The sequence below is a fragment of the Saccharothrix hoggarensis genome (genome assembly GCF_052936025.1).
Genome location: NZ_CP193624.1, coordinates 2,933,733 through 2,950,365, shown reverse-complemented (window position 1 = coordinate 2,950,365; position 16,633 = coordinate 2,933,733). Strand labels below are relative to the sequence as shown.

18 protein-coding genes are annotated in these 16,633 nt (G+C 70.4%); 10 read left to right on the top strand and 8 right to left on the bottom strand.

Translation table 11 applies throughout. The features are described 5' to 3' along the window. The first annotated feature begins 80 nt into the window (after positions 1–80). Both ACRAKH_RS13740 and ACRAKH_RS13735 read left to right on the top strand, forming a co-directional pair. Positions 81–974, top strand: coding sequence for an IS982 family transposase (locus ACRAKH_RS13740; RefSeq protein ID WP_380730804.1), 894 nt, complete (start codon positions 81–83; stop codon positions 972–974). Positions 975–1,049: 75 nt separating this feature from the next. Further along, a complete protein-coding gene (locus tag ACRAKH_RS13735; protein ID WP_380721539.1) occupies positions 1,050–1,313 on the top strand; it encodes a GlsB/YeaQ/YmgE family stress response membrane protein in 264 nt (87 codons plus the stop codon). 133 nt (positions 1,314–1,446) lie between these two features. Here ACRAKH_RS13735 and ACRAKH_RS13730 read toward each other — a convergent pair whose 3' ends face one another. The 7 genes from ACRAKH_RS13730 to ACRAKH_RS13700 form a co-directional block, all read right to left on the bottom strand. Beyond that, positions 1,447–2,247: a maleate cis-trans isomerase family protein gene (locus ACRAKH_RS13730; protein WP_380721542.1), complete on the bottom strand. Its 801-nt coding sequence runs from the start codon at positions 2,245–2,247 to the stop codon at positions 1,447–1,449. A gap of 22 nt (positions 2,248–2,269) precedes the next feature. Then, positions 2,270–2,944: a transglutaminase-like domain-containing protein gene (locus tag ACRAKH_RS13725; RefSeq protein WP_380721545.1), complete on the bottom strand. Its 675-nt coding sequence runs from the start codon at positions 2,942–2,944 to the stop codon at positions 2,270–2,272. After that, complete coding sequence (locus tag ACRAKH_RS13720) at positions 2,937–4,094, bottom strand: acyl-CoA dehydrogenase family protein (RefSeq protein ID WP_380721548.1); 1,158 nt, start codon at positions 4,092–4,094, stop codon at positions 2,937–2,939. Before ACRAKH_RS13720 ends, ACRAKH_RS13725 begins: the two co-directional genes overlap by 8 nt. A 70-nt stretch (positions 4,095–4,164) precedes the next feature. After that, the gene (locus ACRAKH_RS13715; RefSeq protein ID WP_380721551.1) at positions 4,165–4,539 is read right to left on the bottom strand and encodes an ectoine synthase; all 375 of its coding nucleotides are present in this window, start codon (positions 4,537–4,539) and stop codon (positions 4,165–4,167) included. A 48-nt stretch (positions 4,540–4,587) separates the two neighbouring features. Then, entirely contained in the window at positions 4,588–4,845 is a 258-nt protein-coding gene (locus ACRAKH_RS13710; protein WP_380721554.1) for an acyl carrier protein, read from the bottom strand. Beyond that, positions 4,845–6,272: an AMP-binding protein gene (locus ACRAKH_RS13705; protein WP_447009972.1), complete on the bottom strand. Its 1,428-nt coding sequence runs from the start codon at positions 6,270–6,272 to the stop codon at positions 4,845–4,847. The genes ACRAKH_RS13710 and ACRAKH_RS13705 overlap by 1 nt, the downstream gene beginning before the upstream one ends. 362 nt (positions 6,273–6,634) lie before the next feature. Continuing rightward, positions 6,635–7,087, bottom strand: coding sequence for a MarR family winged helix-turn-helix transcriptional regulator (locus tag ACRAKH_RS13700; protein WP_380721560.1), 453 nt, complete (start codon positions 7,085–7,087; stop codon positions 6,635–6,637). 423 nt (positions 7,088–7,510) lie between these two features. On the opposite strand from ACRAKH_RS13700, the gene ACRAKH_RS13695 reads away from it, so the two are divergent. The 7 genes from ACRAKH_RS13695 (at position 7,511) to ACRAKH_RS13665 (ending at position 12,724) form a co-directional block, all read left to right on the top strand. After that, on the top strand, positions 7,511–8,092 hold the full coding sequence (locus ACRAKH_RS13695) for a DsbA family oxidoreductase (RefSeq protein ID WP_380721563.1): 582 nt from the start codon (positions 7,511–7,513) through the stop codon (positions 8,090–8,092). 18 nt (positions 8,093–8,110) lie between these two features. Next, positions 8,111–8,434 (top strand): DMT family transporter, encoded by a 324-nt coding sequence (locus ACRAKH_RS13690; protein ID WP_380721566.1) that lies wholly within the window; start codon positions 8,111–8,113, stop codon positions 8,432–8,434. A gap of 55 nt (positions 8,435–8,489) precedes the next feature. Beyond that, positions 8,490–8,891: a DMT family transporter gene (locus ACRAKH_RS13685; protein WP_380721569.1), complete on the top strand. Its 402-nt coding sequence runs from the start codon at positions 8,490–8,492 to the stop codon at positions 8,889–8,891. Then, positions 8,891–9,352, top strand: a complete 462-nt coding sequence (locus ACRAKH_RS13680; protein WP_380721572.1) for a nucleoside deaminase — start codon at positions 8,891–8,893, stop codon at positions 9,350–9,352. The genes ACRAKH_RS13685 and ACRAKH_RS13680 overlap by 1 nt, the downstream gene beginning before the upstream one ends. 207 nt (positions 9,353–9,559) lie before the next feature. Then, the gene (locus ACRAKH_RS13675) at positions 9,560–10,801 is read left to right on the top strand and encodes a serine hydrolase domain-containing protein (protein WP_380721575.1); all 1,242 of its coding nucleotides are present in this window, start codon (positions 9,560–9,562) and stop codon (positions 10,799–10,801) included. An 80-nt stretch (positions 10,802–10,881) separates the two neighbouring features. Further along, positions 10,882–11,565: a response regulator transcription factor gene (locus ACRAKH_RS13670; protein ID WP_380721578.1), complete on the top strand. Its 684-nt coding sequence runs from the start codon at positions 10,882–10,884 to the stop codon at positions 11,563–11,565. After that, positions 11,558–12,724: a sensor histidine kinase gene (locus ACRAKH_RS13665; RefSeq protein WP_380721581.1), complete on the top strand. Its 1,167-nt coding sequence runs from the start codon at positions 11,558–11,560 to the stop codon at positions 12,722–12,724. The genes ACRAKH_RS13670 and ACRAKH_RS13665 overlap by 8 nt, the downstream gene beginning before the upstream one ends. Here the strand turns inward: ACRAKH_RS13665 and ACRAKH_RS13660 are convergent. After that, the gene (locus ACRAKH_RS13660; protein WP_380721584.1) at positions 12,661–13,320 is read right to left on the bottom strand and encodes a VanZ family protein; all 660 of its coding nucleotides are present in this window, start codon (positions 13,318–13,320) and stop codon (positions 12,661–12,663) included. The two genes, ACRAKH_RS13665 and ACRAKH_RS13660, sit on opposite strands and share 64 nt — an antisense overlap. Positions 13,321–14,303: 983 nt before the next feature. On the opposite strand from ACRAKH_RS13660, the gene ACRAKH_RS13655 reads away from it, so the two are divergent. Further along, positions 14,304–16,538, top strand: coding sequence for a rhamnogalacturonan lyase family protein (locus ACRAKH_RS13655; RefSeq protein ID WP_380721587.1), 2,235 nt, complete (start codon positions 14,304–14,306; stop codon positions 16,536–16,538). Positions 16,539–16,633: the final 95 nt, after the last annotated feature.

Here is a 16,633-nt window from a genome sequence, read left to right as displayed (position 1 = left end):
GGGAGGGTTGAGCGCTAGACGAGTAATGCGTAAGTCGAGGCGGTGGCTGTAGACGGACGAAGGGTGTTCAAGATCAGTTTGTGACGACCGACCTGAACACCCTTCTCACCGCACTCTACGTGAAGATCGACGACCACCTCGCCGGCGGGCGTCGGATGGGCAGGCCGCCCAAGCTCACCGACGCCGAGCTGGTCACCCTGGCGGTGGCCCAGGCGCTACTCGGGTTCACCTCCGAGGCCCGATGGCTGCGGTTCCTGCCCGCCCGGATGCCCGGCGCGTTCCGCTACCTGCCCGGCCAGTCCGGCTACAACCGCCGCCTCCGCACCGCGTTACCCCTGGTCAAGCAGGTCACGCGCTGGCTGGCCGCCGACACCGACCTGTGGACCGACACCACCTGGATCGTCGACTCCACCCCGGTCGAATGCGGACGCTCCCGGCCAACGGTCAAGCGCTCGGAGTTGGCCGGCTGGGCGAAATACGGCTTCTGCCGCTCCCACTCGCGCTGGTTCTGGGGATTGCGGCTGCATCTGGTCTGCACCCCAGCCGGGCTGCCGATCACCTGGGCGTTGGCGGACCCGAAGATCGACGAGCGGCAGGTGCTCATGGCGATCTGCGACCACGAACCCCGCCTGCTCGACGACCGCCCCGGCCTGCTCGTCATCGCCGACAAGGGCTACGTCTCCGCCGAACTCGACCGGTTCCTGGCCGAGCGGGGCGTCCGACTGATCCGACCGTCCTACCGCAACCGCAAGCCGCACCCCGGCGAACCACTGCTCAAGTCCATCCGCCAACTCATCGAGTCCGTCAACGACACGCTCAAGGGCCAGTTGAACCTGGAGCAACACGGCGGACGCACCATCGACGGCGTCGGAGTCCGCATCGCCCAACGCATCCTCGCCCTGACCGCCGCCATCTGGCACAACCGAGCCACCGGCCAACCTGTCACCCGGTCCCTGACCGCCTACGACCACTGACCGACTTACGCATTACTCGTCTAGGCCGATCGGGTAGCCCGGTGTCGGAAGATCATCGACTTATCGGGAGGCGACGTGATCGGGTTCATCGTCGCCGGGCTGGTCATCGGCGCGCTCGCCCGACTGATCAAGCCCGGCAAGCAGAACCTCGGCATCGTGGCGACACTGCTGCTCGGCCTGGTCGGTTCCGTCATCGGCGGCACCATCGCCAACCTGCTCGGCACGGGTGACATCTTCGAGCTGAACGTGCTGGGCTTCATCCTCGCGGTGATCGCCTCGGTGCTGCTCATCGGCGTAGCGGAAGCCATCGCCGGCCGCCGCCGCACCACCGTGCGCTAACGCCCACCACAACGCCGAACGCCCCGCCGGGTTTCGCCGGCGGGGCGTTCGCGTGGACGGCCGCGGTCGTCAGCGCCATGCCGCGGGGACGCCCTGCGCCGATGACGCAGGGCGTCCGGACACGGGCGACGGCTCAGTTCGGCGCAACGGCGAACAAGCGGCCATAGGTGGTGATCTCCGGCAGCACGTCCGTGGCCCCCGCGAGGTGGAGGGCGTGCCAGAGCAGCACCTGGTTGGCGGTCAGGACCGCGAAACCGCAGTCCCGCTCCAGCGCGTCGATCACGCCGACCGCGCGGATGCCGTTGCCGGCCACGAGGACCGCGTCCGGCTCGGCCTTCGCCACCGTGGTGCGGACCCAGTCGGTCAGGGCTTCCGGCGTGATCAGCTTCTGGTTGCTCGGCAGGCCGCACGGGCCGTGCTGGACGACCTCGAAACCGTGCTCGCCGAAGTAGTCCGCACCGAGGTCGGACAGCTCGTCGTCGAACCACGGCGGGTTGACGATCGCGACGCGGCGCGCGCCGAGCGCGGCGAAGCCCGCCACCGCCGCCCTGGTGGTGCCGGTGATCGGCAACCCGCGCGTGTGGCCGCTCAGGCGGTCGAACAGGTCCTTCTCCCCCGCCGCGCCGAGGACGTACGCCGAGCTGGTGAAGCCGAGCGCGATCACGTCGAGCGGCGCGGCGGCGAGCAGCTCCACCGCCGTGTCGACGTGCGGCGGCTCGACGAACGCCCGGACCGGCGCGTGCGGGATCTTCCGGTCCATCTCGCCCCCGGCGCGCATCGCGCCGAAGTGGACGCGGGAGCCGTGGATGACGACGCCGCGCGGGGCGAGGGCCTGCAGTTCGGATTCCGGCCCGACGTCGGCGTGGGGCACGACCACGCCGATCCGGGCGCGGGCGGCCCACCCGTCAGCGGGGACCGGGGTGGGTTCGGCCATGGCGATGTCCTCCTTCCAGGGGTCACCTGGCGGCCTCGGCGGCGAGGGAACCACCGGAAACGGTGCCCGTGCCGTCCGGGTCCAGGAAGTCGGGGTGGTTGGTCCGCATCTGGTCCATCACGAACTCGTACGGCAGGTCGTCGAACCCGCCGTGGTCGACCAGGAACTCCATGCTCTTGCGCCCGTCCTCGTCGAACGGGTGGTAGAGGCTGTCGGTGACGCCGTCGAACTCGAGCGGCTTGAGCCCGTACAGCTTGCACAGCAACCCGTTGAACACCGGCGTCGCCTTGACCCACTGCCCGTCGAGGTGGACGGCGGCCAGCCCGTGGAAGAAGACGTCACCGCCGATGTGCTTGCGCAGCCGGTCGGACGCCAGGTGGTTGCGGACCTTGCCGTAGTGCAACCGCGCCGGGATGCCGACCGCACGGCAGCACGCCGCGTAGAGCACCGACTTGTGCAGGCAGAAGCCCTGCTTGCGGGTGGCGACGTGGCTGGCCTTCAGCCCGTCGCGGGACAGGTCCGCGCCGTAGACCTCGTAGAAGACGTCGTCCCGGACCGCGTAGTACAGCGCGATCGCGAGGTCCCGCTTGTCCGCGCCGCGGTCGGGGACCACGCCGTCGACGAACTCCCGCACGGGCGTGGACTCGTAGTCCAGGAACTCCGTGGGCGCGGTCAGCCGCGCGAGATCGTCATGCACCGTGCCCTCCTCGGGGAGCCGTGGGACGGAGGCCGAGCAGCGACGCGATCCGGTTGCGCTGCACCTCGTTCGTCCCGGAGTAGATCGTCCCGCCGACCGCGTTGCGCACGTCCGCCTCGACGCCCGTGCCGGTGAGGTACCCGGCGCCGCCGAAGACCTGGACCGCGTCCAGCGCGGTGCGCAGGTTCGCCTCGCTCACCACCGTCTTGGTGGCGGCGACGTCGATCGCGGCGTCCTGGCCGGCCTCGACCTTGGCGCCGGTGTCGTACAGCCACTTCCGGGCCGTCTCCACCGCGATCTTCATGTCGGCGATCTTGTGGCTGACGGCCTGGAATCCGCCGATCGGTTGGCCGAACTGCGTGCGCGTCCTGGCCTGCCGCACGCACCGCTCCAGTCGGTGCGTCATCTCGCCGAGGGTGATCGAGAACGAGAGCAGGATCTCCCGCTTCATGATGTGGTCGAGGATGAGGAAGCCCGCGCCCTCCTGGCCGACGCGTCGGCTCACGGGCACCCGCACGCCGTCGAGCGTGACCGCGCCGAGCGGCGAGGTGCGCAGGCCCATCTTGTCGAGCGGCTCGCCGATGCGCAGGCCCGGCGTGTCGCGGTCGACGAGGAAGCAGCTCAGCCCGAACGGACCGGGCTCGCCGGTGCGGACGTAGAGCAGGATCAGGTCCGCGACCGGCGCGTTCGTGATGAACATCTTCTCGCCGTCGAGGACGTAGTCGTCGCCGTCCCGGCGGGCGGTCGTGGCGATGCCGGTGGCGTCCGAGCCATTTGTCGGCTCGGTGATCGCGTGCGCGGTGATCACCTCACCGGAGATGATCTTCGGCAGGTGGGCCGACCTCAGTCCCTCGTCGCCGAACGCCTGCAGGACCAGGCCCACGCTGACGATCTGCGTCGACGTCGAGAAGTTGAGGCCCGCGTCCCGGCTGGTGTAGCCGAGCCCTTCCAGCGCCCGCATGGTCTCGGTGAGCGAGTGGCCGCGGCCGCCGTACCGCCGCTCGAACGGGACGGCGAGGATGCCGCTGCGCCGGATCGCTTTCCACTTCTCCCACGGGAACTCGCCGCGGGCGTCCCACGCCGCGGTGTCGAGGTTGAGGTCCTCGGCCCAGTCGGCGACGGTGGCGAACGTGTCGGAGGTTGCAGTCATGGTGAGTCATTCCCTCGCTGGCGCCGTGGGTGGGGGCCGCCCGACCGGCGCGGCCCCCACCGTGAACGGATCAGTACTGGGAGAACCCGTCCTCGGATAACGCGTGCTTCTCGTCGCCCCGCAGCGGCGGGTTGAACACCGAGATGAGCCGCAGGTCCTCGTCGTCGGAGGCGACGAGGTAGTGCGCGTCGTGCTTGTCGAGGGCGTACAGGGTGCCCTCGACGATCTTGTGACGTTCCCCGTCGGCGGTGACGACCTCGCCGGAACCACCGATGCAGTAGCAGGCCTCCAGGTGACGGCGGTACTGCAGGGCGCTGGTCGTGCCCTGGCGCACCAACGTCTCGCAGACGGTGAAGCCCATGCCGTCGGACTCGGTGAGCAGGCGGTGGCTGGTGCCGTTGCCCCACTCGACCGGGGCGATCTCGTCGTAGCTGCGGACGATCACGTGGTCTCTCCTAGTTGAATGGGTTCGGGAAGTGCACACGTCTCCCGGTCAGACCGACGCGGCGGCGGTCGTCTGCCGGATGAAGGAGCAGATGTGCTCGATGTCGCGGAAGTTCGACGGCTCGAGCGGGATGTCGTCGACGGGAATGGCGTGGTTCTTGCTGATGTGCGAGATCAGTCGGACGAGGCCCAGGCTGTCGACGACGCCGTTCTCGATGAGGTCGAAGTCGTCGGTAAGGTCGGGGACGTCCTCGCCGGACAGGAACTCGGAGACGATGTAGTCGCGGATCTGGGCTTCCAAGTCCATCAGTCAGCGCCCTTCATGACGGTTTCCTTGATGAGCTTGCGATCCGGCTTGCCGGTGGACGTGCGGGGCAGCCGCGCGTCGCCGACGCGGATCGTGGACGGGATGGCGTGGCGCGGCAGCGTCCTCGCGCCGTGGCCGCGCAACTTGAGCGAGGTCAGCCCGGAGCCCGGCTTCCGCTCGACCTCCGCGTGCAGGCGGTGCCCCGCGGCGTCGTCGGGGACGGCGACGACCGCGGCCGCCTCGACCTCGGGGTGGGCCGCCAGCACGGCCTCGACCTCCAGCACGTTCGTGCGGATGCCGCGCACCTTCACCTGGAAGTCACGGCGTCCTTCCAGGACGAACACGCCGTCGGCGTCGCGGGTCGCCAGGTCGCCGGTCCGGTAGAACGGTCCGCCGACGCCGTTCGGAGCCGGGCGGAACGCCTTGTCGTTGAGCGCGCTCCGCAAGTACCCGGTGGTCTGGAACGGTGTCCGGACCAGCAGCTCGCCCGTCCCCGGCCCTTCGACGAGGGCGCCGTCGCCGTCGACGAGCACCGCGTCCACGCCGTCGATCGGCCTGCCGATGGGGATTCGCGGTCCGGCGGTCGCCGGGTCGACCTCGTGGATGAAGCTGTCGTTGGTCTCCGTGCAGCCGAACACGTTGTACAGCCGGGCTTCCGGGAACGCGCGGGCGACGCGGGGCAGGAGCCGCTGGGGCAGCGCCTCGCCGGTGAAGACGACGGTCCGGGTCGGGAAGGTCGCGTTGTCGTCCTCGGTGAGCAGTTGGTAGAGCAGCGGCACACCTTGGACGAACGTGACGCCGTGGTCGGCGACCAGGCGGCGCAGTCGCTTGCCGTCCGCGCCCGCGGCCGGGTCCACGAGGACGACCCGGCCGCCCAGGCGCAGGAAGACCCACACGTCGAGCAGCGACAAGTCGAAGTTGAACGGTGCATAGCTGAGCGAGACGTCGCCGGCCGTCAGGGCGAACTGCTTCGTCGCCCAGTCCGCGAAGTCGTCGAAAGCGGACTCGGGGACGGGCACGATCTTCGGCGTCCCGGTCGAGCCGGACGTGGTGAACATGATCCTGGTCCGGCTCGGGTCGACGGGGTCGAAGCCCTCGGGCGCGGCGCCGTCGACCACCGTCGACATCGGACGCCCGTCGGCGCCCACCGTGAGGACGTGCGAGCACCGTGCCTGTTCGCAGATCGCCCGGAGGGCGGTGGGGCCCAGTTCGGACGACGGCACGAGGACACTGGCGCCCACCGTGAAGCAGGCGATCAGCAACGCGATGGTCTCGACCGACTTGTGCGCGGGAACGCACACCGGCCGTTCAGGGGTCACGCCGAGCGCGGTCAGGTCGGCCGCGTACCGCTCGGCGAGCCCGGACAACCCGCCATACGTCAATTCCCGGTCCCCGCAGACCAGTGCGACCGACTGGGAACTGTTCACCGCGTGTTCGGCGAGGTGACCGAGCAAACGCGACGAAGGCACGATTCCTCCTCGGAGCAAGCAGTGCCGCAGAAAGGTTGGACTACCTGAGCGAGGGACCGGCGCCCGCGGCGCCGAAAGGTCGCGTTTCCGCTGAAGCGGCAAGGGTTCGCCCCGGCTGATCTCTCAGCGGTCCCGACCGTCCTGTCGCTGCGCCTCGTAAATTAGCCGGCGACAGATGCACGGTCAAGCAACTAACTTCGGTTCCGATTCGGATCACAGATCACGACGGCGGGTTGCGTCGAGTGGCGGACCGGATTCCTGCTCCGACTATTCCACGTCACTGCTGCGAAAGGACGATGCCGGGCGTGTGACGCCGCCGATCAGGTGGCGCTGCGGATCGCCTGGACGAGCCGGGCGAGCTCCTGGTCGGCGCCGGCCGTGTTCAACGCCGAGCTGAGCACCTCGGCGTAGGTGGCCCGTGCCGCGGTGTGCAACTGCCTGCCCTCGTCGGTGATGACGGCGTAGACGCCGCGCTTGTCGTCGGGGCAGAGGTCCCGCCGGGCGAAGCCGAGGGCGTCCAGCCGGGCGACCAGGCGGGTCACCGAGCTCTGCCCCAGGCCGATCCGGTCGGCGAGCTCCTGCATCCGCCACTCCCCCGCCGCGGACTTCGACAGCTCCGCCAGTGCCCGGTACTCCGACAGACCGACGCCGTGGCGCCGCTGCATGGCCTGCGCCAGTTGGCGTTCGACGAGGACGTGCAGGGTCAGCACCCTGCTCCAGGCGACCTGGTCGGAGGCGGCGGCCTCGGTGGTCTGACGGGGTGCGGCGCTCATCTCGTCACCTGCGCTTCGGGATCGGGCAGCCAAGTCCATGAGTGAGCAACATTCTAGACCCGGGCTGGCTTGTCGCGGGGCAAGCATGCTGGTACATACACGTGATCACGGTCGACTCTACCGGCTGATCGCCCAGGGCCGACACCTCACGATCCTCGCTTCCCACCTCTGAGCGGGTTTCCACGCCGGGGGTGCTCCGTCCGGGGCACGTTCCGGCCGTCACTCCGGAGCAGCTTCCATGTCCAAGCATGGACCTTTCACGCGTGACGGGATCGGCGAGCCAGCCTCGTCGAGGATGAATGCGCTGGTGACAGGGGGGATGTACTACGTCTCGGTGACGGCCGCATGAGGGACTTGACGGGACCATGCAGATGCATGCAAATATTTAGCCGGTATCCCCTCGTGTGGATCGGGAGAGGAGACATGAACCCACCCGAGGTCGTCGTCTACTTCGACTACGTGTGTCCCTACTGCCTGCTCGCGGAGGACGTCATCGAGACGGCCGCCGCCGAGGCGGGCGCCACGGTCACCTGGCGGCCCTACGAGCTGCGGCCCCATCCGAACCCCACCCTGCGCCCGGAGGACGACTACCTGCCCCGGGTCTGGCGGACCTCGGTCTACCCGATGGCCGAGCGGCTCGGGGTGCCGATCAAGCTGCCGACCGTGTCGCCGCAGCCCTACACGCACCTGCCGTTCGAGGGCTCGTTGTTCGCCGAGGAGCACGGTCGGGCGAAGGAGTACCACCAGGCGGTGCTGCGGGCGTTCTTCCAGCACGACCGCGACATCGGCCAACCCGAGGTGCTCAAGGAGATCGCCGCCGAGGTGCGGCTCGACGCCGACGAGTTCGCCGCCGCGCTGGCCGAGCGCCGGTACGCCGAGCGGCACCAGGCCCGGTTGGCCGAGGCACGGGCGGTGAACGTGCGAGCCGTCCCGACGATCGTCATCGGCTCGCACCGCGTCGAGGGCGTGCCGAGCCTCGATGAACTGCGCAAAGCGCTGAGCTAGAACGGAAAGGAAAGCGAGATGCACTGGGTCTACCTGGCGATCGCCACCGTCTTCGAGATCGCCTTCGCGCTGTGCGCCAACGCCGCCAAGGGCTTCACCCGCCTGTGGCCGTCCATCCTCACGCTCGTCATCGGCGCGCTCGGCACGTTCTTCCTGAGCCTGGCGCTCATCACGCTGGACGTCGGCGTGGGCTACGCGATCTGGACCGGCCTCGGCTCCGTCGGCATCGTGCTGCTCGGCACGCTGCTGTTCAAGGAGCGCCTCGACTGGCGCAAGGTCGTCGGCATCGCCGTCGTCATCGTCGGCGTGGTGGGGCTGGAACTGTCCGGCGCGGCTGTCTGACCGGACGCGCCCCCTGGAACCTGGCACGGAGACCATCGCAAAGGAAGCGCACGAGATGACCACCTCGACCCAACCCGGCACGACCCGACACGAGGACACCACCGCCGCGAGCCGCCGCGCCTGGATCATCCTGTTGATCGCGGGCCTGGTCGAGATCGGCTACGCGGTGAGCGTCGGCGGCAGCAAGGGCTTCACCGACCTGAACTGGTCGATCGCCGCCGCGGTGTTCTTCTTCCTGACCGTCTTCACGCTCAGCCTGGCGTTGAAGAACATCGACGTCGGCATCGGCTACGCCGTCTGGACCGGCATCGGCTCCTCCGGCGCGGCCGTCGTCAGCGCGTTCCTGCTCGACCAGGCCCTCACCCCGGTGCGCGTCTTCTGGCTGGCGGTGATCATCGGCGGTGTCGTGTGGCTGAAGCTGGCCTCCAGCCCGAAGCACTCCTCGGGCCAGGCGTGATGACCGGCCTGGACGCCGACCGGATCGCCGGCCACATGCGGGACGCCGTCGGTATCGCGCTGGCGGAGGTCGAGCGCGGCGGCATCCCGTTCGCGGGGGTGGTCCTCCACCCCACCGCCGGGGTCCTCGGCACCGGGGTGAACCGCGTGCTGGTCGAGCGCGACCCCACCGCGCACGCCGAGATCGTGGCGCTGCGCGCGGCGGCGAAGGCGGGACCGGCGCTGGTGGCCGAGTCCGTGCTGCTGGCCTCGGGCGAGCCCTGCGGGATGTGCTACCGGGCCGCGTTCGACCACGGCATCGACACCGTCTACTACGCGGTCGGCGCCGACGAGGCGGCGCGGTACGGCTTCGACTACCGCGCCTCCTACCGCGGCCTCGACCGCGGCGGCCGGACCGTCGAGCCGTGCCGGGTCGAGGGATCGCTCGACCCGTTCACGGCCTGGGCGCGACGCGCCGGTTGACGACACCGCGAGGGGCACGGCCGCGAGGTCGTGCCCCCAGTCGTTCGTCCAGCGCGGCAGAGTTCATGACGTCGGAATTCCACGTGCCAGGTCGGGCATATCGCGGACGTATCGGAAATCGCATACGCCACGGCAACGGCCTTGCGCCTTCACTGAAGGCGTGAACCGCATTGGGTCGGTTCACCTCTCGGAGAAAGGGCCGTGACCATGAATTCCGATTCCGCACGTGGTGTCGACCGGCGAAGGGTGCTCGGGTGGGGCGGGCTGGCCGCCGGCGTGGCGGCCGGCGCGCCGCTCGTGGGCTCCCTGCCAGGTCACGCCACCCCGTCCGAGCGCGACCGGGTGATCCCGCCCGACACCCGACCCGGCGGGGCCTACGACCGGTACGTCGCGGAGTTGGCGGCGCAGGACAAGTTCTCCGGCGTGGTGCACCTGTCGTACCGGGGCCGCACGGTGTTGTCCCGCGCTTACGGCATGGCCGACCGGGAAAAGGGAATCCGCAACCACGAGAACACCGCGTTCAACCTCTCCTCGGCGAGCCAGCCGTTCCTCGCCGTGGCCGTCCTGCGACTGGTGCAGCAGGGCAGGCTGGCGCTGTCGGACGCGGTGGGCAGGCACCTGACGGGCTTCACCCGGGAGATCGCCGAGCGGGTGACCGTCCACCACCTGCTCACCAGCACCTCCGGGTTGGACGCCCCCATGCCGGACTGGCACCGCGTCTTCCACAGCGAGGAGGAGGTGCACGCGCACCACGAGCAGTGGACCAGGCAGGCGGAGCTGGTGGCGGTCCCCGGCTCGAACGACAACGGCCACCGCCCCGGCGGCGGCGCCGGTCTGGCCATCGCCGCGCAGGTCGTGGAGGCCGTGTCCGGCATGACGTTCTGGGACTACGTCCACCAGCACGTCTTCGGGCGCAGCGGCATGACCGGCTCGGCGTACTACACCCGGCGGCAGTGGCTCACCGACGAGCGCATCGCGCACCCGTACATGCTCCAGGCCGACGGCAGCCGGGTGGACGCCGTCCGCAACCTCGACAAGGGCAGCGTGAGCCCGCACATCACGGGACGGAACCCGGCCCGCGGTTTCATCGGCCACGCCTCGGGCGACGGCTTCGTCACCGCTCCAGACCTGGTCCGGTTCGCGAACGCGCTGCGTGACGGCACGGTGTTGGCCCGGCCTTACGCCGACCTGTTCGCCGGCGCGAAGCTCCCCGGCCACGAGCCCACGTCGTACGCGGGGTACACGATGCCGGTCAAGGTCGTCGGCGACCAGTGGATGATCGGGCGGGGCGGCGGGGCCGGCGGCATCGGCGCCAACTGGAGCATCTACCCGGACACCGGCTGGGTCGGCGTCATCCTCAGCAACTACGACGACATCCCGCTGGTGGAGATCGGCGTGCGGGAGACCAAGGCCATCACCGGCGTGACGCTCGACCCGGGTGGCGGCTGACGCGGGGTCGGTCACCGCGCCGTGGTGGGACGCACGGCGTGCATACGGCGGCGATATGCCGCACCGCTTAGCTTGCGGGTATGCGCGTGCTGATCGTGGAGGACGAGCCCTACCTGGCCGAAGCCGTCCGGGACGGCCTGCGGCTGGAGGCGATCGCCGCCGACGTCGCGGGCGACGGCGACACCGCCCTGGAACTGCTCAGCGTCAACTCCTACGACCTCGCGGTCCTCGACCGCGACATCCCCGGCCCTTCCGGCGACGAGGTCGCCCGGCGCATCGTCGCGTCCGGCAGCGGCATGCCGATCCTCATGCTCACCGCCGCCGACCGGATCGACGACAAGGCCTCCGGGTTCGAACTCGGCGCCGACGACTACCTCACCAAGCCGTTCGACCTGCGGGAACTCGTCCTGCGGCTGCGCGCGCTCGACCGCAGGCGCGCCCACAACAGGCCACCCGTGCGCGAGATCGCGGGCCTGCGACTGGACCCCTTCCGCCGCGAGGTCTTCCGCGACGGGCGCTACGTCGCGCTCACCCGCAAGCAGTTCGCCGTGCTGGAAGTCCTCGTCGCCGCCGAAGGCGGGGTCGTCAGCGCCGAAGAGCTGCTGGAACGGGCGTGGGACGAGAACGCCGACCCGCTCACCAACGCCGTCCGCATCACCGTCTCGGCCCTGCGCAAACGGCTCGGCGAACCGTGGCTCATCGTCACGGTGCCCGGCGTGGGCTACCGCATCGACGCCGGACGTGCGGGAGCGGACCGTGCCTAGGCAGCCCGGTCCGAGCGTCCGGCTCAAGCTCACCCTCAGCTACGCCGGGTTCCTCATGCTCGCGGGCATCCTGCTGCTCGCCGCCGTGGTGGTCTTCTACCTGTGGGGCCTGCCGGACGACGCGATCCACGTCACCGGCACCTTCCTGATCAACCGCTCCGGCCTCGTGCGCGCCTTCGCGCCGTTCATCGTCGTCGTGCTGGCGTTCCTGCTGGTGTTCGGGCTCGTCGGCGGGTGGCTCCTCGCCGGCCGCATGCTCACCCCGCTGACCGCCATCGCGGACGCCGCGCGCCGGGCCGGGAACGGGTCGCTCTCCCACCGCGTCCGGCTGCCGGGCCGCAGCGACGAGTTCCGCGAGCTCGCCGACGCCTTCGACGCCATGCTCGCGCGGCTCGAAGCACACGTCGCCGAACAGCAGCGGTTCGCCGCGAACGCGTCCCACGAGCTGCGCACCCCGCTGGCGATCTCGAAGACGCTCCTCGACCTCGCCCGCGACGACCCCACGCGGGACCGGGGCGAACTCGTCGAACGCCTCCGCACCGTGAACGCCCGCGCGATCGACCTCACCGAAGCCCTCCTGCTGCTCAGCCGCAGCGACCGCCGGAGCTTCACCCGCGAGCCCGTCGACCTCTCCCTCCTCGCCGAGGAAGCCGCCGAGACGCTGCTCCCCCTCGCCGAACAACGCGCGATCACGCTCGACGTCACAGGTGAGCCGACGCGGGCCGTCGGCTCCGCGGCGCTCATGCTGCGGATGGTCACGAACCTCGTGCAGAACGCGATCGTCCACAACCTCCCCGCTGGCGGCGTCGTCACCGTCCACACCGAACAGCGGCACGACGTGAGCGTGCTGCGGGTGGAGAACACCGGCCACCCGGTCGCCCCGGAACTGGTGCCGACGCTCACCGAGCCGTTCCAACGCACGACCGAACGCGCGCGCACCGACGAGCACGCCGGCGTCGGCCTCGGACTGGCCATCGTGCACAGCATCGTCCGCGCGCACGACGGAACCCTCGACCTCACGCCACGTCCCGCCGGCGGTCTCGTCGTCACGGTGCGGCTCCCCGGCGCCCCGCGGCCACCTCGTGGACGCGCGGATCAGCCCGCCGCCACCACCGGCGGCCGGTCCGACGACGCCTCCGCCGCGGCGCGCCACCAGTGACGTGACGCCATCCCGGCCAGCACCGCGCCGGCGGCGTTGACCAGCACGTCGTCCACAGAGGAGACCCGGTCCAGCCGCAGGACGTACTGCGCGGTCTCGACCAGCACCGAGCAGCCGGCCCCGAGCGCCAGGACGCGCGGCAGGGACGTCAACACCGCGAACCGGATCGGGGCGAAGAACCCCAGCGCCGCGAAGATCATCAGGTTGCCGACGATCCCGACCGGCCCCATCGTGACCAGGTCGCGCAGCGGGACCAGGCTCACCCGACCGGGGACGACACCGGCCCCCTCCCCCGGCATCAGGGTCAACCACACGAACGGCACCGTCCCGTGAACCATGCCCACCTCGGCCAACGACAGCCGCCACGCCGAGGCCACACCGGCCGCCCGCCGCCGCCTCGCCAGCGCCCACGCCACCAGGACGGCCAACGGCACCGTGGCCAGCATCGTGAACAACACGCCGTTGCCCGTGTCGAGACACCCGTGCACCCGCCCGGCGAGGCACGTCGGTGCGGCCATCAGGAGCGGCCGACGCAGCGCGAACAGGACCCCCGCCAGGCCGAGGATCGCGAGGCTCAGCAGCACGATCCTGCGCACTCGGCGAGGCGGTGCGGACGGGGACGCGTCGCGGTTCATGGCTCCATCCAAGATGGCGGACCGTTGCGGTGGCGTATGCGGTTTCGGATACGTCCGCGATACACGGCAAGCCGGCTGCCTCCGGCCGTGCCGCGTTCGCCGCCTGCCACCCCCGTTCGACCTCCGATCCAGAATGGACGGTCGGCCCGGCGCAGGCACTGCCACGAGCGGCGGGCGACCCGCCTCGGGCGCCCGGCGAACAGGTGGCGCACGTCCCGCCGAACCCGCCCGACAGCGAGTCGCCTCCACGACGTCAGGGACACGACGCCCCCTCAAGTTGCCGGACCTCGGCCCGGCGACGCCACCTCCTGCCGGACCCGGGGACGGGCCCGACAAGGACGTCGGCCCGCTGTCCGCCATTCGGTCCCCGAACTCGTCCTTGCGGTCGAGCCACGACTCCACCCGGGCTGCGCGGCCTGGGTGCCGCGGGCGTCGGACCCACCCGAAAACATTCCGCCGAGCCTGTTGACACCGGCACGGCGGCGTTCGTACGGTCTACCCCAGCAGCGTTGGCGCCCGAACGTCATAGGCGCCAACGGCATCGCTCGATCACCGAAGCCACCTGAATGACCTCGCGGCTGAAGTGATCACCAGCTGGATAGCGCTTTCCAACATCCGCCCGACCAATTGAATCGTTTCACACGCGACCCGGCGTCATCCCCGCGGCCTCGCCGGCCACGGGATGCGCCCAGGCGTTTCTGGGAGCGTTCCCAGACTGCGACGAAGGAGCAACGGTGCTCACCGACTTTGTTCAGGGACAGCCTATCGCCGTGACGACCTCACGACGCAGGGACCGCTGGATCGGCTGGTAACGCCGCAGCGGCACGGTGTCCCCCACCGGCTCGTCGCGCTCGGCCGGTCGGCCCAAGTGGTCCGCCGACACCGCCACCGGCCCGCGCACCGGCTCCCTGATGTCATCCGATTCACCCTGTTGGAGGTTCGTCATGCTCAGAAACAGGCGGCGCGCCGCGCTGCTCGCTGTCGGCGTCGCCCTGACCGTCACCGGGAGCGGTGTCGTCATCGCCCCCGCTTCGGCGGCTCCGACCCGTTACGAGGCGGAGAGCTCGCCGGCCACCTGCGCCGGTGTCATCGAGTCCAACCACACCGGATACTCCGGCAGCGGGTTCTGCAACGCCGACAACGCGGTCGGGGCCGCCGCGCAGTTCACCGTCACGGCGGCCGCGGCGGGCACCACGACGATCGGCATCCGGTACGCCAACGGCGGGACCGGCAACCGGCCCGCCGACGTGCTGGTCAACGGCGCGGTCGCGCACCCCGGCACCGCGTTCGACCCCACCGGCGCCTGGACCACGTGGGTCACGAAGACGCTGACCGTCCCGGTGAACGCCGGCACGAACACGATCCGGTTGAGCCCCACCACGGCGGACGGGCTGCCGAACGTCGACTACCTCGAGACCGACGTCGCGGACAACCCGCCTACCGGCAAGCAGATGGAGGACCTCGACCGGGGTCTGGTCAGCGTGCGGTCCGGCACCGGCAACCTGGTCTCGTGGCGGCTGCTCGGGAACGAGTCCGGCTCGACCGGGTTCAACGTCTACCGGGGCACGACGAAGCTGAACCCCACCCCGATCACGAACTCCACCAACTACCTGGACGCGGGGGCCGCCGGGGACGCCTCGTACACGGTCCGCGCGGTCGTGGGCGGGGTGGAGCAGGCGCCGTCCGGACCGTCACTGCGCTTCACCGGCGGTAACTACCTGGACGTGCCCATCTCCCGGCCCGGCAGCACCTACACGGCCGGTGACGCGAGCGTCGGCGACGCGGACGGCGACGGCCAGTACGAGATCTTCCTCAAGTGGGATCCCAGCGACCAGAAGGACAACTCGCAGTCCGGCTACACCAGCAACGTCTACATCGACGCCTACAAGCTCAACGGACAGCGGCTGTGGCGCGTCAACCTCGGCCGCAACATCCGCGCCGGCGCGCACTACACCCAGTTCCAGGTGTACGACTACGACGGCGACGGCCGGGCCGAGATGGCGGTCAGGACCGGTGACGGCACGGTGTCCGGCACGGGTCAGGTGATCGGCAACGGCAGCGCCGACCACCGCAACTCCGGCGGTCACATCATCACCGGACCCGAGTACCTGACCGTGTTCAACGGGTTCACCGGCGCCGCCATGTCCACGGTGCCCTTCGACCCCGCCCGCGGCAACATCTGCGACTGGGGCGACTGCAACGGCAACCGTGGCGACCGGTTCCTGGCCGGCACGGCGTACCTCGACGGCCAGCGCCCCAGCATCATCATGGGCCGCGGCTACTACGCGAAGAGCGCGATCGCCGCGTGGGACTTCCGCAACGGGCAGCTCACCCGGCGCTGGAAGTTCGACTCCAGCTCCGCCGGCAGCCAGTGGGGCGGCCGCGGCACGCACTCGCTGTCCATCGCGGACGTCGACGGCAACGGCACCGACGAGATCATCTACGGCGGCATGACGATCAACTCCAACGGCACCGGCCGGTACACCACCAGCTTCTACGCGCACGGTGACGCCCTGCACGTGGGCGACTTCCTCCCCAGCCGCCCCGGCAAGGAGATCTGGCAGATCCACGAGCAGAGCTCCGGAGCCGCCGCGACCCTGCGGGACGCCAACAGCGGCGCCACCATCATGCAGAAGAACAACACGTGCAGCTGCGAGGGTCCCGCTCGCGGCGCGGCCGGCGACGTGTACGCCGGGAACCCCGGCGCCGAGTTCTGGGGCCGGGGCACCGGGCTGACCAGCCTGTTCAACGGCACCGGCGGCAACGTCGGGCGCACGCCGTCCAGCGCGAACTTCCTCGCCTGGTGGGACGCCGACCCGGTGCGGGAACTGCTGGACGGCAACCACGTCGACAAGTACGGCACCAGCGCGGACACCCGACTGCTCACCGGCACCGGAGCGCACTCCATCAACGGCACCAAGTCGACCCCCGCGCTGTCCGGCGACCTGTTCGGCGACTGGCGTGAGGAAGTCATCCTGCCGCGCGACGACAACGCCGCACTGCGCATCTACGCCACCAGCACGCAGACCGACCGGCGAATCCACACCCTCATGCACGACGCCCAGTACCGCGTGGCCATCGCGTGGCAGAACACCGCCTACAACCAGCCGCCGCACCCGAGCTTCTTCCTCGGTGGCGGCATGAGCACCCCGCCCCAGCCGAACATCCACCTCCGCTGAACCCGATCCGCGGGGGGCCGGTCAACCAGGCCGGCCCCCCGCGGACCACGCCACCCGCACCGGGCGTGCGAACCCATCCCGCCACCACCGACCGA